The sequence below is a fragment of the Streptomyces sp. S186 genome (assembly GCF_051603415.1).
In the GTDB taxonomy this organism is placed as follows: domain Bacteria; phylum Actinomycetota; class Actinomycetes; order Streptomycetales; family Streptomycetaceae; genus Streptomyces.
Genome location: NZ_CP193932.1, coordinates 1089932 through 1114851, shown reverse-complemented (window position 1 = coordinate 1114851; position 24920 = coordinate 1089932). Strand labels below are relative to the sequence as shown.

19 protein-coding genes are annotated in these 24920 nt (G+C 72.8%); 10 read left to right on the top strand and 9 right to left on the bottom strand.

Translation table 11 applies throughout. The features are described from left to right. The first annotated feature begins 25 nt into the window (after window positions 1–25). Genes ACRAS8_RS04915 through ACRAS8_RS04895 form a run of 5 tightly spaced genes read left to right on the top strand, consistent with a single transcriptional unit; the run spans window position 26 to window position 4120 of the window. Window positions 26–982, top strand: coding sequence for an ABC transporter permease (locus ACRAS8_RS04915; protein WP_438490344.1), 957 nt, complete (start codon window positions 26–28; stop codon window positions 980–982). Continuing rightward, window positions 975–1862 (top strand): ABC transporter permease, encoded by an 888-nt coding sequence (locus ACRAS8_RS04910; protein ID WP_438484540.1) that lies wholly within the window; start codon window positions 975–977, stop codon window positions 1860–1862. Before ACRAS8_RS04915 ends, ACRAS8_RS04910 begins: the two co-directional genes overlap by 8 nt. Then, window positions 1859–2878, top strand: a complete 1020-nt coding sequence (locus ACRAS8_RS04905) for an ABC transporter ATP-binding protein (protein WP_438484539.1) — start codon at window positions 1859–1861, stop codon at window positions 2876–2878. The genes ACRAS8_RS04910 and ACRAS8_RS04905 overlap by 4 nt, the downstream gene beginning before the upstream one ends. Beyond that, complete coding sequence (locus tag ACRAS8_RS04900) at window positions 2862–3605, top strand: ABC transporter ATP-binding protein (protein WP_438484538.1); 744 nt, start codon at window positions 2862–2864, stop codon at window positions 3603–3605. Before ACRAS8_RS04905 ends, ACRAS8_RS04900 begins: the two co-directional genes overlap by 17 nt. A 53-nt stretch (window positions 3606–3658) precedes the next feature. Beyond that, window positions 3659–4120, top strand: a complete 462-nt coding sequence (locus tag ACRAS8_RS04895; protein WP_438484537.1) for an acyl-CoA thioesterase — start codon at window positions 3659–3661, stop codon at window positions 4118–4120. A 114-nt stretch (window positions 4121–4234) separates the two neighbouring features. Here the strand turns inward: ACRAS8_RS04895 and ACRAS8_RS04890 are convergent, their stop codons facing one another. After that, entirely contained in the window at window positions 4235–5059 is an 825-nt protein-coding gene (locus ACRAS8_RS04890; RefSeq protein ID WP_438484536.1) for a DeoR/GlpR family DNA-binding transcription regulator, read from the bottom strand. 1032 nt (window positions 5060–6091) lie between these two features. On the opposite strand from ACRAS8_RS04890, the gene ACRAS8_RS04885 reads away from it, so the two are divergent. Genes ACRAS8_RS04885 through ACRAS8_RS04870 form a run of 4 tightly spaced genes read left to right on the top strand, consistent with a single transcriptional unit; the run spans window position 6092 to window position 10860 of the window. Continuing rightward, complete coding sequence (locus ACRAS8_RS04885) at window positions 6092–7651, top strand: FGGY family carbohydrate kinase (RefSeq protein ID WP_438484535.1); 1560 nt, start codon at window positions 6092–6094, stop codon at window positions 7649–7651. Then, window positions 7644–9167, top strand: coding sequence for an FGGY-family carbohydrate kinase (locus ACRAS8_RS04880; RefSeq protein WP_438484534.1), 1524 nt, complete (start codon window positions 7644–7646; stop codon window positions 9165–9167). Before ACRAS8_RS04885 ends, ACRAS8_RS04880 begins: the two co-directional genes overlap by 8 nt. After that, complete coding sequence (locus ACRAS8_RS04875; protein ID WP_438484533.1) at window positions 9164–9790, top strand: histidine phosphatase family protein; 627 nt, start codon at window positions 9164–9166, stop codon at window positions 9788–9790. Before ACRAS8_RS04880 ends, ACRAS8_RS04875 begins: the two co-directional genes overlap by 4 nt. 44 nt (window positions 9791–9834) lie before the next feature. Continuing rightward, window positions 9835–10860: a 2-hydroxyacid dehydrogenase gene (locus tag ACRAS8_RS04870; protein WP_438484532.1), complete on the top strand. Its 1026-nt coding sequence runs from the start codon at window positions 9835–9837 to the stop codon at window positions 10858–10860. 120 nt (window positions 10861–10980) lie between these two features. Here ACRAS8_RS04870 and lysX read toward each other — a convergent pair whose 3' ends face one another. Together lysX and ACRAS8_RS04860 are read right to left on the bottom strand one after the other, a co-directional pair. Beyond that, a complete protein-coding gene (gene lysX / locus ACRAS8_RS04865) occupies window positions 10981–14295 on the bottom strand; it encodes a bifunctional lysylphosphatidylglycerol synthetase/lysine--tRNA ligase LysX (RefSeq protein WP_438484531.1) in 3315 nt (1104 codons plus the stop codon). Between the two features lie 162 nt (window positions 14296–14457). Next, window positions 14458–15276, bottom strand: a complete 819-nt coding sequence (locus ACRAS8_RS04860; RefSeq protein WP_438484530.1) for an Ig-like domain-containing protein — start codon at window positions 15274–15276, stop codon at window positions 14458–14460. Window positions 15277–15856: 580 nt separating this feature from the next. Here ACRAS8_RS04860 and ACRAS8_RS04855 point away from each other — a divergent pair. Then, window positions 15857–16051 carry a hypothetical protein gene (locus tag ACRAS8_RS04855; RefSeq protein ID WP_438484529.1) on the top strand — a complete coding sequence of 65 codons (195 nt, stop codon included), beginning with the start codon at window positions 15857–15859 and terminating at the stop codon, window positions 16049–16051. A 490-nt stretch (window positions 16052–16541) separates the two neighbouring features. Here ACRAS8_RS04855 and ACRAS8_RS04850 read toward each other — a convergent pair whose 3' ends face one another. The 6 genes from ACRAS8_RS04850 to ACRAS8_RS04825 all read right to left on the bottom strand — a co-directional run bounded on the left by ACRAS8_RS04850 (window position 16542) and on the right by ACRAS8_RS04825 (window position 24794). Then, the gene (locus tag ACRAS8_RS04850; RefSeq protein WP_438484528.1) at window positions 16542–17810 is read right to left on the bottom strand and encodes a phosphodiester glycosidase family protein; all 1269 of its coding nucleotides are present in this window, start codon (window positions 17808–17810) and stop codon (window positions 16542–16544) included. Between the two features lie 155 nt (window positions 17811–17965). Beyond that, window positions 17966–18742: an N-acetylmuramoyl-L-alanine amidase gene (locus ACRAS8_RS04845; RefSeq protein ID WP_438484527.1), complete on the bottom strand. Its 777-nt coding sequence runs from the start codon at window positions 18740–18742 to the stop codon at window positions 17966–17968. 300 nt (window positions 18743–19042) lie between these two features. Then, window positions 19043–20458, bottom strand: coding sequence for a family 2B encapsulin nanocompartment shell protein (locus ACRAS8_RS04840; RefSeq protein ID WP_438484526.1), 1416 nt, complete (start codon window positions 20456–20458; stop codon window positions 19043–19045). Window positions 20459–20622: 164 nt separating this feature from the next. After that, a complete protein-coding gene (locus ACRAS8_RS04835) occupies window positions 20623–22035 on the bottom strand; it encodes a family 2B encapsulin nanocompartment shell protein (protein WP_438484525.1) in 1413 nt (470 codons plus the stop codon). Window positions 22036–22256: 221 nt separating this feature from the next. Beyond that, window positions 22257–23684 (bottom strand): xylulokinase, encoded by a 1428-nt coding sequence (gene xylB / locus ACRAS8_RS04830; RefSeq protein WP_438484524.1) that lies wholly within the window; start codon window positions 23682–23684, stop codon window positions 22257–22259. Window positions 23685–23825: 141 nt separating this feature from the next. Beyond that, a complete protein-coding gene (locus ACRAS8_RS04825) occupies window positions 23826–24794 on the bottom strand; it encodes an acetylxylan esterase (protein WP_438484523.1) in 969 nt (322 codons plus the stop codon). Between the last annotated feature and the right edge of the window lie 126 nt (window positions 24795–24920).

The following is a 24920-nucleotide window of genomic DNA, read 5'->3' as shown; positions in this document are numbered from 1 at the left end:
GTTGCCCTGGGGGCCGATGGCACGCATGACGGCACGGCGCGCCCTGACCGCCGTACCCGTCCTCCTCACCGTCACCCTCGGGGTGTTCGCCCTCGCCGCCGCCTCGCCCTTCGACCCGGTGCGCGCCTACGCCGGCACCGCCGGACTCACCGCCTCCCAGGAGAACCTCGACCAGCTCCGGCACAACCTCGGCACCGACCAACACCTGCTCACCCGCTGGTGGCACTGGCTCACCCGCGCCCTCACCGGCGACCTCGGCGACTCCACCAGCATGCGCGCCCCGGTCTCCCAGGTCATCGGCGAACGCCTCGGCTGGTCCGTCCTGCTGTGCGCGCTGGCCTTCACGCTCGCCGTGACCGCCGGCACCCTCCTCGGCGTGCTGGCCGCCCGCCGCCGCGGCAGCCCCCTCGACCGCGCGCTCACCGCCACCGCCTACGTCCTGGAAGCCGCCCCGCCCTACTGGCTCGGCCTGCTCGCCGTCTGGCTCGGCGCACTGAAACTCGGCGTACTGCCGGCCGGCGGCCTCACCGACACCGGCAGCGACCTCGCCACCCCCGGCCAGATCGCCCGCCACCTCACCCTCCCCGCACTGGTGCTCGCCGTCTCCCAGCTCCCCTGGTTCGTGCTGTACGTCCGCCAGGGCGTCGGCGACGCCCTGGACGAGGACCCCGTGCGCGGCGCCCGCGCCCGCGGCCTGCGCGAACGCACCGTGCTGTACCGGCACGCACTCCGCTCCGGCCTGCTGCCCGTCCTCACCCTGATCGGCTCCCGCGTACCCGAACTCATCACCGGCGCCCTCCTCGTCGAGACCGTCTTCAGCTGGCCCGGCATCGCCGCCGCCACCGTCCAGGCCGCCACCGGCGTCGACTTCCCCCTGCTCGCCGCGCTCACCGTGCTCGCCACCGCCGCCGTCCTCGCCGGCAACCTGCTGTCCGACCTCCTCTACGGACTGGCCGACCCGAGAGTGGGATTCGATGGCTGACACCGCCCACGGCACCGCCCCCGCCCGCACGCCCCGGACCCGCCGCGGCCCGGGCGCCCGGCGCACCCTCCGACTCCGGGCCGCCGCCGCCACCCTGGCCGTCCTCGCCCTCGCCGTCCTCCTCGTCCCGCTGCTCCTCCCCCTCGACCAGCAGGCCGTAGACCTGGCCGCCAAGCTCCGACCGCCCTCCGCCGCCCACCCGTTCGGCACCGACGAGGTCGGCCGCGACCTGCTGCTCCGCTGCGTCTACGGACTGCGCGTCTCCCTGCTCGTCGGCGTGGTCGCCGCACTGGCCGCCACCGTCGCCGGCACCGCCGTCGGCGCCCTGGCCGGGGCGCTCGGCGGCTGGGCCGACCGCACCGTGATGCGCCTGGTCGACCTCTTCTCGTCCGTGCCGCACCTGCTGCTCGGCATCTTCGTCGTCGCCGTGTTCCGGCCCGGCGTCTGGCCGGTGATCCTCTCGGTGGCGCTGACGCACTGGCTGTCCACCGCCCGCATCGTCCGCGCCGAGGTGCTCTCGTTGCGCTCCCGCCCCCACCTCGACGCCGCGCTCACCGGCGGCGCCTCACGCCGGCGGGTGACCACCCGACACCTCCTGCCCGCGGTGCTGCCACAGGCCGGACTCGCCGCCGTCCTGATGGTGCCGCACGCCATCTGGCACGAGTCCGCCCTCTCCTTCCTCGGCCTGGGACTGCCCGCCCACGAGGCGAGCCTGGGCATCATGGCCAACGCCGCCCGCAGCTCCCTGCTGGCCGGCGACTGGTGGCCCACCCTCTTCCCCGGCCTGTTCCTCATCGTCCCCACCCTCGCCGTCGCGGGCCTGGCCGGCGCCTGGCGGGAACGGCTCAACCCCCGCCGCCGATCGGAGCTGACGCTGTGACCGCCCACGGCACCCCCGAACCGCACCACGACAAGCCCCGGCCGCTGCTCGCCGTGCGCGGGCTGACCGTCCGCTTCCGCATGCCCGGCGGCCGGTCCGTCGCCGCCGTCACCGACGCCGCCTTCGACCTGGCACCCGGCGAGTGCCTGGTCCTCGTCGGCGAGAGCGGCTGCGGCAAGTCCGTCCTGGCCTCCGCCCTGCTCGGCCTGCTCCCCGGCAACGCCGAGGCCACCGGCACCGCACGGCTCACCGACACCCACGGCCCGACCGAACTGCTCACCGCCCCCGAGACCGAACTCGCCCGGTCCGTCCGCGGCCGCCGGATCGGCCTGATCCCGCAGAGCCCCGCCGCCCACCTCACCCCCGTCCGCACCGTACGCTCCCAACTGGAAGAAACCGTACGGGAGTTGACCGGCACCCGACGCGGACCCGAACTGCGCGCGGCCGCCGAACGGACCGCCGAACGCGCCGCCTTCCCACCCGGCCACCTCGACCGCCACCCGCACCAGCTCTCCGGCGGCCTCGCCCAGCGCGCCGCCACCGCCCTCGCCCTGGCCGGCGACCCCCCGCTGCTGCTGGCCGACGAACCCACCACCGGCCTCGACCGCGACCTCGTCGACCGCACCGTCGACGAACTCCGCCGGCACACCGGAACCGGCCACGCCCTGCTGATGATCACCCACGACCTGGCCGCCGCCGAACGCATCGCGGACCGGGTCGCCGTGATGTACGCCGGACGCCTCGTCGAACTCGCCGACGCCCGCCGCTTCTTCGGCACCCCCGGCCCCCGCCACCCCTACGCCCGCGGCCTGCTCGACGCGCTCCCCGACCGCGCCTTCACCCCCCTCCCCGGCATGCCGCCCGAACTCGGCGACCTGCCGGCCGGCTGCGCCTTCGCCGCCCGCTGCGACCGCGCCACCGCGGCCTGCGCGACACTCCCCGCGCCCCGCGACGGCGTCGCCTGCCACCACCCGATGCCGCCGGAGAGGAAGACCGACCGTGCTCGAACTCCGTGACATCACCGCCGGCTACGACCGCGGCGCCCCCGTCGTCCGCGACGTGTCCCTGACCCTCGCCCCCGGCGAGGCGGTCGGCCTGCTCGGCCCCAGCGGCTGCGGCAAGTCCACCCTGGCCCGGGTCGCCGCCCTGCTCCACCGGCCCTACGCCGGCACCGTCGTCCTGGACGGCACGCCCACCCCGGGCTGGCGCCACCGCGCACCCCGCGCCCTGCGCACCGCTTTCGGCGTCCTCTTCCAGCAGCCCCGGCTCTCCGCCGACCCCCGCCTGCGGCTCGCCGACGTGATCGCCGAGCCGCTCCGCGCCACCGGGCGCAAGACCGAAGTCCCCGACCGCCTGCGCGAGTTGGCACCCCTCGTCGGCCTCGGCGACGACCTGCTCGCCCGCCGCCCGCACGAGGTCAGCGACGGCCAGCTGCAACGCGCCTGCCTGGCCCGCGCCCTGGTGCTCCGCCCCCGCTGGCTGATCTGCGACGAGATGACCGCGATGCTGGACGCCTCCACCACCGCCGCACTCGTCGCCGTCGTCGAGACCTACCGCCGGGAGAGCGGCGCCGGAGTACTCGCCGTGGGCCACGACCGCACCCTGCTGGAACGCTGGTGCGACCGCACCGTCACCTGGGCGGACCTGGGCACTCCCACCGGGACAACCACCGGAATGCCCGCCACCGGGACGCCGACCGTCACAGGGACACCCACCGCCACCGGAATGCCCGGCACCGGCTGAGCGTTCCTCCTACGATGGTGCGACGCGTGACCCACGGGGAGACAGGAGCGATCGTGACCGAAGTGGCGCATGTGGCGACGGAAACGGGCCCGGACCGGACCTTCGCCGTACCGATCACCGTCCGCGGCTATGAGACCGACACCCAGGGCCACCTCAACCAGAGCGTCTACCTCCAGTACGCCGAGCACGCCCGCTGGTCCGCCCTCCAGGCCGGCGGCATCCCGCAGAGCGAACTGGTGGCCCGCGGCATCGGCCCGGTCACCCTCGAAACCACCATCCGCTACCGGCGGGAACTCCGCGCCGGTGACGAGGTCGAGGTCAGCTGCCGGTTCGACTGGAACGAGGGGAAGACCTTCGTCATCGAGCAGACCGTGCGCAAGACCGACGGCACCACCGCCGCCGAGATCAGCGCCGTCTGCGGCATCCTCGACCTCACCGCCCGCCACCTCCTCACCGACCCCCGAGCCGCCCTGCGCGACCTGGCGACCGACCCCGGGGTGCTGGGGCTGGGGTAGGTCCCGGCAGCGGCGGGGGAGCGGCTGGGCCGGGGGCCCTTGGGGGAGGGGCGAACAGATCCCGTAGGGGAAGCGAGCGCCCCCTCGGGGGCCCCAACGCGCGGCGGAGGCCGACTATTCCGCGGACGCGCCCACACACCCCGCCGCACCCCGCGCGCCCCCGCGTCCCGCCACCACCGTCACCCGCGTGCCGGCCGCCCGGATCGCCCGTACCTCCTCCGCCGGCAGCCCGTCGTCGGTGATCAGCAGGTCGAAGTCGGTCAGCGGCGCCAGCGCGTACAGCCCGTCCTTCCGGAACTTGGTGTGGTCGGCGACCAGCACCCGCCGCGCCGCGCTCTCCATCATCGCCCGCTTGACCTGCACCGTCTCCGGCGACGTGTGATAGCAGCGGCCCTTGGCGACGGCCGTCGTCGACAGGAACAGCACATCCGCCCGGTACGCCCGGACCGCGTCCGCGGTGTGCAGCCCCATGAACGCGTCATACGCCGGGTAGTACGCCCCGCCCAGCGTGATCAGCGAGATACCCGGCTCCCGCGCCAGCATGGTGATCGCCGGCAGCGAATTGGTGAGCACCGTCAACGGGGCGTGCCCGGGAGCCTGGTGCGCCAGCATCAGACAGGTCGTGCTGTCGTCCAGCAGCACCGTCTGCCCGGGCACCAGCAGCGCCGCCGCGGCCCGCGCCAACAGCCGCTTGGTCGCCGCCATCGTCGCCATCCGCTCCGCGACCGTGCCGTGGAACTGCGCCGACGGCAGCCCCGTCGCCCCGCCCCGCACCTTCCGCAGCCAGCCCTGCGCCTGCAGCGCGTCCAGATCCCGATGGGCGGTCATCAGACTGACCCCGAACTCCGCGGCCAGGTCGGAGGTCCGCACGAACCCCCGTGCGACCACCGACTCCCGGATCCGCCGCCGCCGTTCCTCCTGGGCCTCGACCCGGTCCATCGCCCCGTTCCCTCCGGTTCGTCCCACGGTCACCGGCGCGTGAGGCGCCGCGTGATGTTCACACGAAGGTAACGCGGCGCGCGGGGCACGCGGGCCCACCGCATGCGGCTCCGCCGCGACGCATCACGGCAGGTCCCCGCCGCGATGGGAAGATTCCGGCCGCCCTTGACGCCCCATCTGCGCGAACGATTGCATCACCGCGTCGCTCAACGGCCTGCGGCCTCCGGCACCCCGCAGCCGACTCGGACCACCGCTCACCGCGCCGCCGCAGAACGAAGGGGACCTTCGATGACGAACGCTAGCCGGCGTTCCGCCGGGGTTTGCCGCTTGCCTGTTGCGCCTGCGGCGCATTGCGGGTCCGCTGCGCGGGGCTGTTGGGTGCGGTGCCGGGCCTCCGGGGCAGGGGGTGTGTCCGGACTGCTGCGCTTTACGTCCGGACACACCCCCTGCCCCTCCGACCCGTCCCCTCCCGTGGGTGGTCATGGAAACGGTGGGTGGGGGCTGGCGTGAGTGGTCCCGTGCCGGCTCGCTCACCAACTGCCGGTCACCCATCAGTCCGGGGCCTGCACCGGCCCACAGACGGATGGCCCAACTGGCCTGAAATCTGACCCTCAACGGGAGGGGACGGGTCGGAGGGGGTGGTGTGCCGGACGTAAAGCGAAGCAGTCCGGCACACCACCCCCGGAGGCCCGTCACCGCACCCAACAGCCCCGCGCAGCGGACAACTCCCGCCGCCAGGCGACACGGCGCCGCACCCGGCAACGTGGGAAGCCAGCCAAGCGCAGCGGACCGGCAAGCGCCGCTAGGCGCAAAAAAGGCGAACCCCTATGGCGGGCAAGCCGACAACGTGGGAAGCCAGCCAAGCGCAGCGTTACTCTGGCGGCATACGTACCGATATCGGCGTCGATGCCCTCTCTGGAGCCGCGGCACATGTACGCGGTGAGCCGCACCCACCCCCGTTCCCGAAGCCGCCGGACGAGCCCCGGGCGGAATCGGCCGGCCTGGCCGGCCTGGCGTGAAAGGACCCCGCTGATGTCCGTACTCACCATCGACGCCGGCACCACCGTCATCAAGTCCGTCGTCTTCGACGACCAGGGCAACGAGATCGCCGTCTCCCGCGTCGTCACCGAAGTCCTCCGCCCCCACCCCGGCTGGGCCGAACAGGACATGGACGCCGTCTGGCAGGCCGTCGTCCACACCGTCCGCGACGCCCTCACCGACCTCACCGACCCCGTCCGACTGGTCTCCTTCACCGCCCAGGGCGACGGCGCCTGGCTCATCGACGACCACGGCCGCCCCACCGGCCCCGCCCTCCTCTGGTCCGACGGCCGCGCCGGCGACCTCCTCACCACCTGGCAGCGCGCCGGCCTCCTCGAAGCCGCCTTCCGCCGCAACGGCTCACTCACCTGCGCCGGCATGCCCAACGCCCTCTTCGCCTGGCTCGCCGCCCACGACCCCGACCGGCTCGCCCGCTCCACCACCTCCCTCACCGCCGCCGGCTGGCTCTTCCTCCGCCTCACCGGCATCCGCGCCACCGACGAATCCGACGCCTCCGCCCCCTTCCTCGACCACACCACCGGCCAGTACGACCCCGCCGTCCTCGACCTCTTCGGCCTCACCCGCTGCGCCCGGCTCCTGCCCACCGTCCTCGGCGAGGACCAGCGCACCGCCGAACTCACCACCGGCGCCGCCGCCCAACTCGGCCTGCCCGCCGGCCTCCCCGTCGTCATGGCCCCCTACGACATCGCCGCCACCGCCCGCGGCGTCGGCGTCGTCAACCCCGGCCAGGCATGCGGCATCCTCGGCACCACCCTGTGCACCGAAATCGTCCGCACCGGCATCGACACCACCGGCGAACCCTCCGGCGTCCACATCGCCTACCGCGGCCGCGAACGCGTCCTGCGCGCCTTCCCCACCCTCAACGGCGCCGAAGTCCTCGGCTGGGCCGCCCGCCTCCTGCACCTGCCCGGACCACCCGAACTCTCCCGCCTGGCCTTCCAGTCCCCGCCCGGCGCCCGCGGCCTGACGTTCCTGCCCTACCTCTCACCCGCCGGCGAACGCGCCCCCTTCCTCGACCCCGGCGCCCGCGGCTGCTTCTGGGGCCTCTCCCTCGACCACACCCCCGCCGACCTCGCCCGCGCCGTCTTCGACGGACTCTCCCTCGTCCTGCGCGACGCCCTCGCCGCCGCCCGCACCGACGTCACCGAACTCCGCCTGTGCGGCGGCGGCGCCAACAGCGACGCCTGGTGTGCCCTCATCGCCGACGCCACCGGCATCCCCACCGCCCGCTCCGGCGACACCGAAATCGGCGCCAAGGGCGCTTTCCTCACCGGCCTTGTCCGCACCGGCGCCGAAAGCAGCATGCACCGCGCCGCCGACAAGTACGTCCACATGCGGCGCCGCTGGCAACCCGACCCCGAGCGCGCCGCCTTCTACGCCGCCCTCCACCAGGACTTCCTCACCTGGCGCGGCCTCGCCCGCACCGCCGGCTGGCGCACCCCCGCCACCTGGCGCCCCGCCCCCGCCCCCCGACGCACCGACCCCACCCACCACCCCGCCGAGACCCCCGCCCCTGGAGGCATCCGTGTCTGACCCGCACGCCCCCGGACCCACCGGCCCCGGCAGCGGCCCCGACCCCGACGGCATCTGGCTCGGCCTCGACCTCGGCACCCAGAGCGCCCGCTGCCTCGCCGTCGACGGCACCGGCACACTCCTGGCCACCGCCGCCCGCCCGCTGACCGGCCACCGCACCGGCAACCGCCACGAGCAGGACCCCCACACCTGGTGGACCGCGCTCGCCGACGCCTGCCGCGAGGCCCTCACCGGCCTCGACACCCACCGCATCCGGGGACTCGCGATCGACGGAACCTCCGGCACCCTCCTCCTCACCGACCCCCAAGGCACCCCCCGCACCCCCGGCCTCATGTACGACGACGGCCGCGCCACCGACCAGGCCACCACCGTCAACGCCGCCGGCGCCCACGTCTGGGAAGCCCTCGGCTACCGCAGCATGCCGCCCTCCTGGGCCCTGCCCAAACTCCGCTGGCTCCTCGACCACGACCCCACCCTCCGCACCGGCTCCCGCCTCCTCCACCAGGTCGACCTCATCACCTGGAGACTCGCCGGCCACCCCGTCCCCAGCGACGCCGGCCACGCCCTCAAAACCGGCTACCACCTCATCGACGAACGCTGGCCCCACGACGTCATGGACACCCTCGGCATCCCCATCGACCTCCTGCCCGACGTCGTCCGCCCCGGCACCGTCCTCGGCACCGTCTGCCCGGAAGCCGCCGACGCCACCGGCATCCCCGCCGGCACCACCCTCGTCGCCGGCATGACCGACGGCTGCGCCGCCCAGATCGGCGCCGGCGCACTCACCCCCGGCGCATGGAACGCCGTCCTCGGCACCACCCTCGTCCTCAAAGGCAGCAGCGACCACCTCATCCGCGACCCCGCCGGCGTCGTCTACTGCCACCGCGGCCCCGGCGACACCTGGCTGCCCGGCGGCGCCTCCAGCAGCGGCGCCGGCGTCATCTCCCAGTACTTCCACGGCGAGAACCTCGACGTCCTCACCGAACAGGCCGCCGCCCAGGACCCGGACGCCGTCGCCTACCCCCTGGTCTCCACCGGCGGCGAACGCTTCCCCTTCCGCGCCCCCGAAGCCGAACCCTTCATCCTCGGCGACACCCCCACCCGCGCCGCCGAGTTCCACGCCTACCTCCTCGGCGTCGCCTGCCTCGAACGCCTCTGCTTCGACTACCTCGACCACCTCGGCGCCCCCACCGACGGCCCCCTCACCTTCACCGGCGGCGGCGCCCGCAACACCTACTGGTGCCGCCTGCGCGCCGAGGTCCTCGGCCGCACCGTCCACGTACCCGAACACGCCGAAGGCGCCCTCGGCATGGCCGTCCTCGCCGCCGCCTCCGCAGGCGCCGGCCTCCCCGCGACCGCCGCCGCCATGGTCCGCCCCGGCACCGAGATCCGGCCCGACCCCCACCGCACCACCCGCCACCTCCCCACCTACCACCGCTTCGTCACCGAACTCACCCGCCGTGGCTGGCTCGACCCCGCCGTGGCCGACCACGCCCTCAGGAGGGCCGCCCAGTGACCGACTTCCTCCTCGTCCGCCACGGCGAGACCGTCTGGCACGCGGAGAACCGCTACGCCGGCCGCTCCGACGTCCCGCTCACCGACCGCGGCCGCGAACAGGCCCGCACCCTCGCCGACTGGGCCGCCACCGCCAGCCTCACCGCCATCTGGACCTCCCCCCTCTCCCGCGCCCGCCTCACCGCCGCCCCCGCCGCCGACGCCTGCGGCCTCACCCCCCACACCGACCCCCGCCTGACCGAACTCGACTTCGGCCAGGGCGAGGGCCTCACCCGCGACGAGATGCGGCAGCACTTCCCCCAGAAACTCGCCGCCTTCCTCGCCGACCCCGCCGACCACCACCTCCCCGGCGGCGAACACCCCCGCCACGCCGCACAACGCGCCGCCGCCTGCCTCACCGACCTCACCCGCGACCACCCCCACGGCCGGATCCTGATCGTCGCCCACTCCACCCTCATCCGCGTCCTCCTCTGCCACCTCCTCGGCATCCCCCTCGCCGCATACCGCCGCACCTTCCCCCAACTCCACAACGGCGCCCTCACCGAGATCCGCATCGAGAACGACCACACCGCCCTCCTCCGCCTCAACGCCCCCGCCCTCACCACGGCCCCCGCCCTCCCCTGACCCACCACGAACCACCGCACCGCACACCAGGAGAAGAACCCCACATGACCACCACCGTCCTCGCCGCCGGCAACCACTTCATCCGCCCCGGCCTGTTCAGCGCGGCCGTACGCAAGGCGGCCGGGGACACCCCCCTGGAGATACGCGAGATCCAGTTCGGCTGGCCCCACACCCCCTTCGGCCCCGTCGCCGAGGTCACCGAGGCATCCGGCACCGAGGACGAGATGATCCAGGCCCTCCAGGGCATCGAGATCTGCCTCACCGAACACGGCCCGCTCACCGCACGCATCCTCGCCAACTGCCCCGACCTCAAGCTCTTCTGCACCAGCCGCGGCGGCCCGGTCAACGCCAACCTCGAAGCCGCCACCCGCCACGGCGTCGCCGTCTGCCACGCCCCCGGCCGCAACGCCACCGCCACCGCCGAACACACCCTCACCCTGCTGCTGGCCGCCGCCCGCGGCGTCGGCGACACCCACACCGCCCTCCGCTCCGGCACCTGGCGCGGCGACTACTACGACTACGACAACTGCGGCATCGAGATCGACGGCACCACCATCGGCCTGATCGGCTACGGCGCCATCGGCTGCCGCGTCGCCAAGGTCCTGCACGCCATGGGCGCCCACATCCTCGTCCACGACCCCTACGTCCGCCCCGAAACCCTGGCCGGCCTCGCCGAACACGTCACCCTCGACGAACTCCTCCGCCGCTCCCGCATCGTCTCCCTGCACGCCCGGGTCACCCCGGAGACCACCGGCATGATCGGCCGCGCACAGATCGCCGCCATGCCCCGCGGCGCCGTCCTCGTCAACTGCGCCCGCGGCGCCCTCCTCGACTACGACGCGGCCTGCGACGCCCTGGAAAGCGGCCACCTCGCCGGCGCCGGCTTCGACGTCTTCCCCCAGGAACCCGTCCCCGCCGACTCCCGCCTGCTCACCGCCCCCGGCGTCGTCCTCACCCCGCACATCGCCGGCGGCAGCCGGCAGGTCGCCCACAAGGCCGCCGACATCGCCGCCGCCGAAGTCGCCCGCTACCTCCGCGGCGAACCCCTCCACCACCAGGCCAACAAGTAGCCGTACAAAAAACGCCGGGCGGGCTGGCAAATCCAGCCCGTCCGGCGTTCGAGGACCGGGGTCCGGGGCGGAGCCCCGCGCATCCGAGCGGAAAGGCCCGGACGTCGGCACCCCGCGCGATCAGCGCTTCCGCACCAACGGGAACGGCAGCGTCTCCCGAATCGACAGACCCGTCAGGAACATCACCAACCGGTCCACACCGATCCCCAGACCACCCGTCGGCGGCATCGCGTACTCCAGAGCCTGCAGGAAGTCCTCGTCCAGCTCCATCGCCTCCGGATCACCACCGGCCGCCAGCAACGACTGCGCGGTCAGCCGCCGCCGCTGCTCCACCGGGTCGGTCAACTCCGAGTAGGCAGTGCCCAGTTCGGTACCGAACGCGACCAGGTCCCAGCGCTCCGCCACCCGCGGATCCTTGCGGTGCTGACGGGTCAGCGGCGAGACGTCGGTCGGGAAGTCCTTGTAGAAGGTCGGCAGCGTGGTCTTCTCCTCGACCAGCCGCTCGTACATCTCCAACACGACGTCGCCCCGGCCCATCTCCGGATTGACCGGCACCGACGCCGCCACGCACAGCCGCCGCAGCACATCCGGCCCGGTGTCCGCGTCGACCTCCTCGCCCAACGCCTCGGAGATCGCCCCGTACACCGTCTTCACCGGCCAGACACCCGAGATGTCGTGCTCGACCAGCCGCCCGCTCGCATCCGCCTTCCGCGCCGTGGCACTGCCGAACGCGGCGACCGCCGCCCCCTGGATCAGCTCCCGCGTCAGGTTGAGCATCACGTCGTAGTCGGCGAACGCCTGGTACGCCTCCAGCATCGTGAACTCGGGGTTGTGCTTGTACGAGATGCCCTCGTTACGGAACGTCCGCCCCATCTCGAAGACCTTCTCCATACCGCCGACGCAGAGCCGCTTCAGATACAGCTCCGGCGCGATCCGCAGATACAGGTCCAGGTCATAGGCGTTGATGTGGGTGTGGAACGGACGCGCGTTCGCACCACCGTGGATCTGCTGCAGCATCGGCGTCTCGACCTCCAGGTACCCCCGGTCGATCAGCCCCTGCCGCAGCGCCTGCACCGCCGTGCTGCGGGCCCGCACGGTGTCCCGCGCGTCCGGCGAGACGACCAGGTCCACATACCGCTGGCGGACCTTGGCCTCCGGGTCGGACAGACCACGCCGCTTGTCCGGCAGCGGACGCAGACACTTGGCGGTCAGCCGCCACTGCGTCACGAACACCGTCAGCTCACCGCGGTCACTGCAACCGACCTCGCCCTCGGCCTCGACATGGTCACCGAGGTCCACATCCGCACCGAAACGGTCCAGCAGCTCACCGCCCGCATCCCGGGTCAGCGCGATCTGCAGATCGCCCGACCAGTCGCGCACCACCGCGAACAGCACCCCGCCGTGATCACGGACCAGCAGCACCCGCCCGGCCACCGTGACGGTCTTGCCGGTACGCTCCCCGGCCGCCAGCTCCCGGTGCTCCTCCCGCACCTGGCCCAGCGTGTGCGTCCGCTGCACGCCCACCGGATACGGGTCGGTACCCGCCTCCCGCAGCCGCTCCAGCTTCCGGTGCCGCACCCGCACCTGCTCGGGCAGCGCCGCCAGCTCCTGCTCCCGGCGCTCCTCCTCGGTGGCCGGCGGAGCCGCCACCAGACCCAGCTCGTCGAGCGACGGCAGACCCGCGGTGCTCGCCGGGGCCAGCACCCGCTTCTTGTGCCCCTTGCCCCACAGCTTGCCCAGGCTCGGCACCGCCACGAAGCCCTCGGCGATACCCGACGCCAGACCGATCCGGGCCAGCGCACCGGCATCCGCGTAGCACAGGAACCGCGGGTACCACTCCGGCAGATACTTCGAGTTCGAGCGGTACAGCGCCTCCAGCTGCCACCAGCGCGAGAAGAACAGCAGCAGCCGCCGCCAGAACTTCAGCACCGGACCGGCACCGATCCGGGCACCTTCCTCGAACGCCGACCGGAACACCGCGAAGTTCAGCGAGACCCGCCGCACCCCGAGCGACCCGGCCTGCGCACACAGCTGCGCGACCATGAACTCCATCACGCCGTTCGGCGCACTGCGGTCGCGCCGCATCACGTCCAGCGAGATGCCGTCCTTGCCCCACGGCACGAACGACAGCAGCGCGATCATGTTGCCGTCGGCGTCGAACGCCTCCGCCAGCAGACACTCGCCGTCCTGCTCGTCCCCGAGCCGGTCCAGCGCCATCGAGAAACCACGCTCGGTCTCGGTGTCCCGCCACGCGTCCGCCCGCTGGATGACCTCCTGCATCTCCGCATCGGTCAGCTCCGCGTGCCGCCGCACCCGGAACGTCGCCCCGGCCCGCGCCACACGGTTGACGGCCTGGCGGGTGACCCGCATGTCCCGGCCGTCCAGATCGAACTGCGCGACATGCAGAATCGCCTCGTCACCGAGCTGCAGCGCACCCAGCCCCGCACGCGCGAACGCCTTGGCGCCGTCCTCGCTCGCACCCATCACCGCCGGCTGCCAGCCATAGCGGCCCGCGACATCCAGCCACGCGTCGATCGCCGGACCCCACGCCTCCCGGTCACCGACCGGATCACCGCTGGCCAGGCAGACCCCGGCCTCCACACGGTAGGTGACGGCCGCCTTGCCGCTGGGGGAGAAGACCACGGCCTTGTCGCGACGGGTCGCGAAGTAACCCAGCGAGTCCTGGCTGCCGTACTTCGCCAGCAGCGCCCGGATCCGGTCCTCCTCGTCGCCGTGCAGCGCCGCTTCCATCCGCTGCGAACGGAACAGCGCGGCGGCGGCGTTGAGCAGCGCCAGCGCACCCAGCAGCCCCAGCAGGGTGCCGATCCAGTGGGCCGGATGCCCCTCGACGATCTTGCCGCCGACCAGCCCGCCGCACACCCGGTTGGCCGCCCACAGCAGCCGGTTGCCGCCACCGCGCTCCAGCGAACCGGGCGCCAGCGACACCAGACCCCAGCCGATCAGTACCGCGGCCACGAGACCGCCGGCCAGCACCAGCGCGGCCCGCAGGAACGCCCCGCGCCGGGTGATCGCGTAGAACTCACGGTGCGAGACGAGCAGCAGCACCATCGCCCCGACACACAGCACCAGGGAGAAGCTGTACTCCCAGGCCCCGTCCGCCAGCAGCACCGCGACGGCAAGGACGTTCAGCGCCATGTACGCGACCACGAACCACAGGGCCACCCGTTTCCGCGCGGTCAACGCCGCGGCCAGGAGGAAGAGGAACGCGGCATAGGCGAAGTTCGGCGTCACCGGGATGGTGAGAGTGTCCAGCCAGTAGATCACCGAGTGGAGGTTGCGCCGAAGGGGCCCGATCAGTGCCGTCAGGGCACAGAAAAGGCCCAGCAAGCTGAAGACGATGGCGAAGCCATTGGGGACGCGGCGCCGCAGGCGCCGCCACCCCGTGAGTTGATCCTGGTCCTGCACGGTGCTCATTCCGTCACATTAGGCTCTGAAGAGGGGTTGGCAGACCAACCGCGGGGTGCGTGCTCGCCGCCCCGGGTCCCCTGCCGCTGCGACCGGCCGACCATCCAGCCTCCGGCCCCGCCCCCTCGGTTGTCTGTCCCTCGCAAGGAGGGTTCGGTGACCACCACGGGGTCACCCACCTGGACCTTGCCATAAAGCCGGCGTAAGTCCGAGTCCGGGTGTGATGTACGCGTCAGAATCGAGGTCCGACCGGACCGCCGGCCCCCGGCCCACGGTGAACCGCAGACCGTAGTCCTTGGTGAAGAAGCGCCCGTCACCGGAGTCCACGCCGTTGAGCTCGGCCCGCAGCGTGACCCTGGTGCCCGGCTTCCAGCCCTTCGCCGGGCACCACACGATCCGCTCCATGCCATGACCGGACACCCAGGTCCAGGCTCCCTCGGTGCGGTTGTCGGTGGTGACCTTCAGCCGCCGCTCCACCGCCGCCCGGTCCCGCACGGGAAACGCGAAGGTCAGGCTGACCGGATCGCCGGTGCCGACCACCCCGTCACGCGGACGGGGGCTGAGCGTCGCCCGGTTCCGCTTGGCCACCTTCCCGGTGGTCAGCGACTCCTTGGCCTCACCGGAGGTGCCCTGGACACCCCTCGTGCGGGCGAGCACCGAGTACTTGGTGTCCGGCGCCGCCTTGGCCCGCGACGTCCATATCGTCCCGCCGTGGCTGAACGCGCCGACCAACTGCCGCCCCCGCGGGTCGGTCACCGTCACCTCGGTCAGGACCCCGCCGGTCGCACTGACCCGAAGCCGGTCGCCGGCCTGCACCGTCGGATGCCCGGCGGCCGACCCCAGCCCCACCTTCACCGGCCGCGCCTGCGTCGCCGACGCCCGGGCCGCGTCGCAGGCCGCGAGCGTGCCGACGCCGAGCACCGGCATCAGCGCGAGGGCGACACACAACGACCGGGACGGCCGGAACGACCGGGCGGGGCTCAGGCTCATGGGCGGACTTTCCGTCGGTGAAGCGGGGCGGCGGCGATGTCGGCCGCTAAGACGCACAATCGCAACACCCCGTTGCGAGGCGTGACGTGATCCATGCCACTTCTTTACCGACCCCCGAAAACCCCCACTGTCCCCAACCGTCACCCGCCGCCCCCGACGCCGCACACCCCCACCTCCACACGCACACCCCGCACCCAAGGCCACGAACATCCCCACCCGAAAGAAGGCCACGAACATCCCACCCAAAGGAACGAAACCCCGAGGCGAAGCCTCGCGCCACGCCCCCGCCCCATCCGCCCCCACTCCGACCCGGACCATCCACTTCCCCGCCCCGACTCAGCCCGACCCTGGCCCGATCCGCACCCCGATCCAGAACGGGCCCGTCTCGCCCGACGGTGGACAGTGCCCGCCCCTGCCCCGGAGCCCCACCCCACCTGACCGAGGTGTCCCCCTTCCCTCCGTGACCCGCAGTGACCACCTGTTTGGAGCACCCGCCCTCTAACCGGACATACCCCGAAATGCGCCAAACTGGCCACCGCTTACCGCCCGTTCGGGCGGCGGTCGAGGAGGTGTTGTGTCCATGGCGGTCTCCATCTCGGTCATCCTCTTGCTGGTGATCCTGGTCGTGATCTTTCTGCGCAGCGGAAAACTGAAGATCTCGCACGCCCTCGTGTGCGGACTGCTCGGCTTCTACCTGGCCGGCAGCAGCCTCGCCCCCGACATCCACCATGGCCTGGCCGGCGCCGCCGACGTCGTCAGCAGCGTCCGCCCGTAATCCATCCCCTTACCCTGCCCTCTACCCTCACCCCATGTACGAACTGTACGACCTCCACCACACTCCGTAAGACCCCGGGAACAAATAACTCTCCGTAATCGTTGCCGAACAAGGAAGAGGCAGAGGCACCCGGCCCACAGCGGAACCCCAAGCCGCCCCACCGCCCCGCCCCACGGAGAGACCGACGCCCGCGCCCCCACTCACCAAGAAAGCCCGACCCACCCGACGGAAAGGAGTCCCGCCCGACAACCAAGCGAAGTAATGGAGCCCCGCCCAACAGCGAAGCGAAGTAGCGCCCCGGAACAAGGCCCCGGACGAAGCGCCCCCGGACACCGCAGAAGGACAGCGCAGAAGAGAACACCGGGGAACACCCGACTCGCCACAGTTTCGCCAGCGCCACATACTCGCCACACGGCCCCGCCCCACCCGCCACGGTCTCGCCCGCCGCCCCGGCGTCGTCACCAGCCCACGGTGTCGCCAGCCCCAGGCGTCACCCCTCCGAGATTTCCCCCAGGCCGCCTGCGCCCGAGAACACCCCCACCGCATTGGCGACCGGCCGTTCCCTCCCACTCGTCGGATGGTTGCGCACCTCCGCCTCGCCGTACGGGCCCTGGGTGACGAACGTCGAGGAGCCGCCGCCGTCCAGATCCATCGCCTCCCGCGCGCCGAGCAGCGCCATGAGCCTGGCCAGCTCCCGCACCGTGAGGCCCGTCTGGTGCTTTCCCTTCTCCCCGTCCAGCGCCATCAGGTAGAGGGTGCGGCCGCGGTCGGCGATGCCGGCGGAGGTCCGCATGGTGACGGCGACGTTGTCCAGGCCGTCGGCCGGGCGGCCGTGCCGCAGGACGGGGAAGCCGCCGACCGCGCAGCGCAGGCGGCCCGGCAGGCGGCCGACGAGGCGGTGGCTGAGGTGCACCCGCTCGCCGAGGTGCAGGGTCCGCAGGCGTCGCGCGCCCTGCTCGCGGCCGACCAGGACCACCGAACCCGGCTGGATCACGCCGGCGCCCGGTCGGGCGGTGATCCGGGCGACGCGGCCGTGGCGGATCGTGACCTCGGCGGTGTCGGTGTCGCAGCCCGCCCCGCGGTCGGTGTCCGTGCCGCAGACCGCGCGTACGCGGGAGACCGCGCCCCAGCGGGCGGTGTAGGCGCCGATGCCGCCCTGCGGGAGGGCGTACTGGTTGAGTCCGCGCAGTGGCCAGGAGCCTTCGTGGCTGCGCACGGTGCCGCGCAGCGCCAGGCGGTCCAGCCGTGCGCGGTGGTCGTAGCCGACGGTGAGGACGTCCTCGGTGGTGGCGCCGGGCGGCAGTGTCGGGCCGAATCGCTGGCCGTCCGGTACCGCGGCCTTCAGCTCCCGCCCCGACGCCACCGCGGGCCCCACCGAGGAGCCGGTGACCTCGGCCCCGGGGTGCTGCGCCTCGCTGATGTCGAAGAAGTCGCCGTTGACCGCGCCGACCGCGTCCCGGTCGTCGGCCAGTTCGGACACCGGGGCCCGGGCGGCGACCACGGCCGGGTGGAGCAGGTCAACGGAGACCGAGGGATCGGAGAGGTCCACGGTCAGCAGATGGCCGTGGACGATGCCGCGGGGCAGGAGCATGCGGAACTGGGTGTAGGTCACGCCGCGGGCCAGGTGCGTCGGGGCGGTCCGGGTGAGGCCGCCGTCGGCGGACGCCCGTGTCGCGCCCGCCGCCGTGCCGCCGGCCAGTACGCCCCAGGCGACCGCGAGCGCCGCCACCGTCCGGAACTTTCTCAACCTCTGCTTCACAAAAGCCCCCTGACGTCGCGTCAACAGTCCCAGGTGGTGGCCGCGCTCACTATGGCCCGCGGATGGCGGGATGCCGAACATTCGCGGAACGGTGCCGTGTCGCCCGGGAACGGGCGGCGGGGTGTCCGGGCCGTGGGCGGCCGGCCCGGCGGACTTCAGGAGTCGAGCAGGTCCTCCCAGAACTCGTCCCCCTCGCGGTCCCAGAAGCCGTCCCCCTTACGGTCCCAGAAGTCGTCGCCCTTGTGGCCCCAGAAGCTGTCCCCCTTGCGGTCCCAGAAACCGTCGCCTTTGTGGTCCCACTTGTGGTCCCAGGAGGACACTCCCTTGACCAGCTCCATGTAGTGGGACCAGTCCCAGTGCCGGCCCGGGTCGGTGTGGGTGGCGCCCGGGACCTCGACGTGCCCGATGATGTGTTTGCGGTCCCTGGGGATGCCGTAGCGCTCGCAGATGGCGGCGGTCAGCAGGGCGGAGCGGGTGTAGAGGCTCTCGGTGAACCACTTCGGGTCGTCGATCCAGCCCTCGTGCTCGATGCCGATACTGCGGGTGTTGTAGTTCCAGTTGCCGGCGTGCCAGGCGATGTCGCGTTCGCGGACGCACTGGGCGAGGTAGCCGTCCGAGGAGCGGACGACGTAGTGCGCGGCGGCCTTGTGCCGGGGGTTCTGGAAGATCCGCAGGGTCTCCCTGAAGGTCTCCTGCGTCACATGGATCACGACGGTGTCGATGCGGTACTGCGTGGGACGGTTGGCCGCCGTGTAGTTGCCGGAGCTGGCGGGGTGCCAGTGGACGGGCGGGTAGCCGGCGGATTTCCTGGGCCGCTTGCGGGGCGAGGTGGCGTCGGCCGAGGTGAGGGGGGTGACGGCGGCGGCCGCGGCGAATGCGGCGGCGCCGGCGAGCAGCCGACGGCGAGCCGGGAAGTGCTGGTCGGGTTCCATGCGAACTCCTGACAAGGACCGAGGGGCGGTCGCGTACATGTCATGCGCAGCCGGTGCGTTCGTCATGCGCAGCAGCACGCGCCCCGCCAAGGGAATGGCCGTTGCGTCAATGGCTTGACCAAAGAAGGTCAACCGTGAATCAAATACGCTCAACGCCCCCTGATCGGACCGCACGAACGTCACCCGGATGCCGTGCCACGCCGTGGAACTGACGGTAAGTCAGGGGAGTGGCCGCACCCGGGTGACGGGGTATCAGGTTTCGCTTCGGGCTCCCGGTCCCGTTCGTTTCAGCTTCCGATCTCAGCGTCCGATCTCGGCGTCCTCCAGGATGCCCAGTGCGTCCGGCACCAGTACTGCCGCCGAGTAGTAGGCGCTGACCAGGTACTTGATGACGGCCTGGTCGTTGATGCCCATGAACCGCACCGACAGGCCGGGCCGGTACTCGTCGGGGATGCCGGTCTGGTGGAGGCCGACCACGCCCTGGTTCTCCTCGCCGACGCGCAGGGCGAGGATCGAGCTGGTCTGGTCCGGGTTGATCGGGATCTTGTTGCAGGGCAGCAGCGGGATGCCGCGCCAGGCGCGTACCGTCGTGCCCTCGATGTCCACGGTCGCGGGGTAGATGCCGCGGGCGTTCCACTCCCGGCCGATGGCCGCGATGGTCCGCGGGTGCGCCAGCAGGAACTGCGTCTTGCGGCGGCGGGAGATCAGCTCGTCGAGGTCGTCGGGGGTGGGCGGGCCGCTGCGGGTGTGGATGCGCTGCTTGAGGTCGGCGTTGTGCAGCAGGCCGAACTCGCGGTTGTTGACCAGTTCGTGTTCCTGGCGCTCGCGCAGCGCCTCGATCGTCAGCCGCAGCTGCTGGTCCAGCTGGTTCATCGGGTCGTTGTAGAGGTCGGCGACCCGTGAGTGGATCTTCAACACGGTCTGCGCGACGCTGAGTTCGTACTCCCGCGGCGACCGCTCGTAGTCCGCGAACGTGCCCGGGAGCGTCGGCTCGCCGACGTGGCCGGCGGCCAGTTCGATGGCCGCCTCGCCGTGTTTGTTCTGTGCCGGGACGAGGGCGGTGCGGAAGCTCTCGACGTGCTCGCGCAGTGCCGCCGAACGGCCCAGCACCTCCTCGTAGTCGCCGCGGGAGAGGGTGAGGACGGTGCCGCGGGTGGCCGCGCGGAGGGTGAACTCCCACTCGGCGTCGGCGCCGAGCAGTGCCGCGTCGCCGGCCGCGTCGCCGCCGGTGAGCAGCGCGGTCACCGTCTCGTCGCCGTACTTGCCGGTGCCGACCCGTTCGATCCTGCCGTGGGCGATCAGGATCACCTGGTCGGTCGGTGTGCCGCGTTCGGCGAGGACGTCGCCGGGGACGATGTCCCGCTGGGCGAACCGCCCGGCCAGCTCCTGGAGGGTGGGGTCGTCGGTGAAGCCGCGCAGTGGTGCCAGCTCGCGCAACTCCTGGGGAATGACCCGCACTTCGGCGCCCTCGGTGACGAACTCCACCCGGCCGTCGCCGAGGGTGTGGGTCAGGCGCCGGTTGACGCGGTAGGTGCCGCCGGAGACCTGCGTCCAGGGCAGGACCCGCAGCAGCCACCGCGAGGAGATGCCCTGCATCTGCGGCGGGGTCTTGGTCGTGGTCGCCAGATTGCGGGCGGCCGCGGTGTCCAGGCTGGACCGGTGCTGCTCGGTGGCCTCGTTCTGCGGGTCGGACGTGGGATCCACGGATGTGGTCATGGTGAACGGTCACCTGTTCCGATCGGTACGGGAAATCTCGGTGCGTGAGCGGGAAATCTCGTTGCGTACAATTCCGGGAAGCGTGCGGGAGGGAACGGAGAAGTGGGCGGTGGGAGGCGCTGCCGTCCCGCGCGGTGCGGCAGTCGCTTTTCCGGGAATTCCGCTCAGTGTCCGATTTCCACGTCTTCCAGGACGCCGAGTGCATCGGGTACGAGAATGGCCGCCGAATAGTAGGCGCTGACGAGGTAGTTCACGATGGCCTGGTCGTCGACGCCCATGAAACGTACCGAAAGGCTTGGTTCGTATTCATCGGGAATTCCGCTGCGGTGCAGGCCGACCACGCCCTGCTTCTCCTCGCCGGTGCGCAGTAGCAGTACCGAGCTGGTGCCCTCCGGCGTCACCGGGATCTTGTTGCAGGGGAAGATCGGCACGCCGCGCCAGGACGGCAGCGAGTGGCCCATGACGTCGACCGCGTCCGGGTAGAGGCCGCGGACGCTGCACTCCCGGCCGATCGCGGCGATCGCCTTGGGGTGGGCCAGCAGGAAGCCCGGGTCCTTCCAGACCGTGGCGAGGAGTTCGTCGAGGTCGTCGGGGGTGGGCGGGCCGCTGCGGGTGCGGACGCGCTGCCGGAGGTCGGCGTTGTGCAGCAGGCCGAACCCGGGGTTGTTGATCATCTCGTGCTCCTGGCGCTCGCGCAGGGCCTGCACCGTGAGCCGGAGCTGTTCCTCGACCTGGTTCATCGGGTCGCTGTAGAGGTCGCCGACGCGGGTGTGGGTGCGCAACACGGTCTGCGCGACGCTGAGTTCGTACTCCCGCGGCGCGCGGTCGTAGTCGACGAACGTGCTGGGCAGGGCGGGTTCGCCGTGGTGGCCGGAGGAGAGGGCGATGGCGGATTCGCCGCCGGCGTCGGTCGCCGGCGCGTCGCCGTCGGTGCCCGCCGCGAGGTGGTCGCGCAGCGTGGGGGAGCGGTCGACGACCTCCCGGGCGGCCTCGCGCGCCAGGGTCATCACCGTCACCCGGGTCACCGCACGGTAGCTGAACTCCCACTGGCCGTCGGCGTGGTGGAGCGCGGCGTCCCCGAGGTGGTCGCCGCCGGCCAGCGCGTCGAGGACGGTCTCGTCGCCGTACTTGCCGGTGCCGATCCGGTCGACCCGGCCGTGTGCGATCAGCACCACCCGGTCGTGCGGGGTGCCGGCCTGGGCGATCACCTCGCCGGGGGCGTACTCGTGCTGGATGAACCTTTCGGCGAGCGCGGCGAGGACCCCGGTGTCGGTGAATTCCCAGAGCGCGGGCAGTTCGCGCAGCTCCTCGGGGATGATCGCGACCGAGCCGCCGTCGATGTCGAAGTCGATCCGCCCGTCGCCGACGGTGTGCGCGAGCCGTCGGTTGACGCGGTAGGTGCCGCCCGAGACCTGCACCCAGGGCAGCAGCCGCAGCAGCCAGCGGGAGGTGATGCCCTGCATCTGCGGTGCGGTCTTGGTGGTCGTCGCCAGATTCCGCGCGGCGGCGGTACTGAGACTGGAATTCTGGCTCTCTTCGGCGTTTCCGGACAGCGTTTCGCCGGCAGTCGTCACCATGTCACCTATCTCGTCGAGGCTGCGGCGTGGAACACCGGGAGGGCGTCAGAAATGTTCTCCGGCAGCTCGCCGCCGCATCGAAGATAGTGGCGCTGTTTTTATCCGCACAATCGCTCGATGGAGTGGCATGGATATAAGTTTCCGTGGAAAGAGTTTAGGTTTTTTCGGCGCTGGGCAAAGTGTGCCGGGGCGATTCCCGGCGGCGATGCGGGGCGCCGCCGTCAGCCGCCGAGCAGCGCCGCTCCGTCCGTCAGTGTGGCCGCCAGCCGCGCCCAGGCGTCGTCGTCCCGCTCCCGCGCCGGGTACTCCGCGCCGCGGGCCGTGCCCCACCGGCGCGCCACCGCCGCCGGATCCTCGCCCAGCAGCAGCCCGGCCGCCTGCGCCGCCGCGCCGAGCGCGGCCAGTTCGCCGGCCTCGGGCACCACCACCGGGCGGCCCGAGAGCCGGCGTACGGTCTCCCGCCAGGCGCTGCCACGCGCCCCGCCGCCGATCAGCAGCAGCGGCGCACCGGGCGCGGTCTCCGGCCCCGACACCTGATCGAGGGCCCGCAGGAGGGTGAACACCGCGCCGTCGTAGGCGGCTTGGAGCAGCTGGCCGGGTGTGGTGTCGTGGCGCAGGCCGTGCAGCAGGCCCGAGGCGTGCGGGAGGTTCGGCGTCCGCTCGCCGTCCAGGAAGGGCAGCAGCACGGCGCCGCCGCCCGGCTCGACGGCCTCCCGGTCGAGCCCGAGCAGCGCCGCCACCCGGTCCACGGCGAGCGTGCAGTTGAGGGTGCAGGCCAGCGGCAGCCAGTCGCCGCGGGCGTCGGCGAAGCCGGCGACGGTGCCGGTCGGATCGGCCGGCCGGCGGGTGGTGACCGCGTACACCGTGCCGGAGGTGCCCAGGCTCAGCACCGGCTGCCCGGGGCGCAGGCCCAGGCCGAGCGCCGCCGCCATGTTGTCGCCCGTCCCGGCGGCCACCAACGCACCGTGCGGGAGCGGGAGTTCGTCGGTGCGGACGCTGCCCGCAGCCTCGCCGGGGAGCGCGACCCGCGGCAGCATCGCGGGCGTCAGCCCGACCCGCTCCAGGGTCTCGGGGTCGTACGCCCCCGTGGACGCCGCCCACCAGCCGGTGCCCGAGGCGTCGCCGCGGTCGGTGACGGCCTGGCCGGTGAGCCGCTGGACGAGATAGTCGTGCGGCAGCCGGACGGCGGCGGTGGCGGCCGCCGCGTCCGGCTCGTGGGCGCGCAGCCAGGCCCACTTGGCGACCGTGAACGCCGGGCCCGGCACGCTCCCGATGCGCTCCGCCCACGCCTGCGGGCCGCCACCCTCGGCGATCAGCCGGGCGCTCTCGTGGGCCGGCCGGACGTCGTTCCACAGCAGCGCCGGGCGCACCGGCTCGCCGGCCGCGTCCAGCGTCACCAGCCCGTGCTGCTGGCCGGCGACGGAGACCGCGGACGCCTGGCGCGCGGCGGGACCGCACCGGGCCAGTGCCTCGCCCAGTGCCTGCCACCACTGCCGTGGGTCGCTCTCCTTGCCGGGGCCGCTGACCGTGTGCGGTGCCTGGCCACGGGCCAGCACCTCGCCGGTCTCCGCGTCCACGACCAGCGTCTTGGTGGACTGCGTCGAGCTGTCCACGCCGACGACCAGCGGTCCGGCCGCCTGTGCGCCCATCGGGCACCTCCCTCCGCGGCCGGTGGTGCCAGGCCCTGAACCGGGACTCCCGGCCGCTCAGGGCCCCGGCGCGCAGCCGCATCGTAATGTGCCGGCCGTGGGCCGCGGGCGGCCTGTGGACGACACGCGCGGCCGGTGCGGTCAGCCGCCGAACAGCTCGCGGAGGAAGCGGATCTCCGCGGTCCGCTGGGCGCCCCCGCCGCTCTCGTGCCCGTTGAACCGCCAGACCTCCAGCCGTTTGTCGCCGGCGTAGTGGTGGTGGGCGGCGAATCCGGTGGACGGCGGGACGATCTCGTCGCGCAGCGCGGTGCCGAAGAGCGCCGGGGCGGTGGCGCGGACCGCGAAGTTCAGGCCGTCGAAGTGGTCGAGGGTGTGCAGCGCGGTGTCGATGTGGCCGCGCTGGCCGGCGAAATAGCGGGCCAGTTCGCCGTACGGCCCCTGGTCGGTGAGGTCGAGGGCGCGCCGGATGTGGGTCAGGAACGGGGCGTCGATGAGTGCGCCGGCGAGCCCGGGGACGAGTCCGGTCATGGCCAGCGCGAGGGCACCGCCCTGACTGTGGCCGGCGACCACGATCCGCTCGGCGTCCACCGCCGGGTGGCGGCGGGCCGCCTCCACGGCCCGTACGGCGTCGGTGAACAGCCGCCGGTAGTAGTAGGTGTCGGGATCCAGCAGGCCCTGGGTCAGCTTGCCCGGTACGCCCGGGTGCGCGGCGCCCACCGGGTCGGGAGTGTCGCCGGGCCGGTCGGGACCGCTCTGGCCGCGGGTGTCCATGACCAGCGTGGCGTAGCCGGCCGACGGCCACAGCAGCCAGTCGTGCGGCAGCAGTCGGCCGCCTCCGTAGCCGAGGTACTGCACCACGCACGGCAGCCGCCCGGCCGCGGTGCGCGGGCGCAGGAACCAGCCGCGGATCCGGTGCCCGCCGAAGCCGGTGAACTCCACGTCGTCGGTGTGCAGCCGGGTCAGGCCGGTGTCGGCCGTGGTGAACCGGGGGGCGAGGTCGTGGGCGCGGGCCTCGTCGAGGGTGCGCTGCCAGAAGGCGTCGAAACCGGGGGGTTCGGGCAGCGGTGGGCGGTAGCGGCGCAGTTCGTCCAGGGGAAGGTCGGTGAACATGGAGCACCTCCGGGCAGTGAGGCGTACACGTCGGGCACGTTAGGGTCTGTCCGGGCGACCAGGGCCAGGGGCCGTCCGTCCCGGGCCGTGGAGCGCCAACGGTGGCTCAGGGGTGGATGTTTCGCC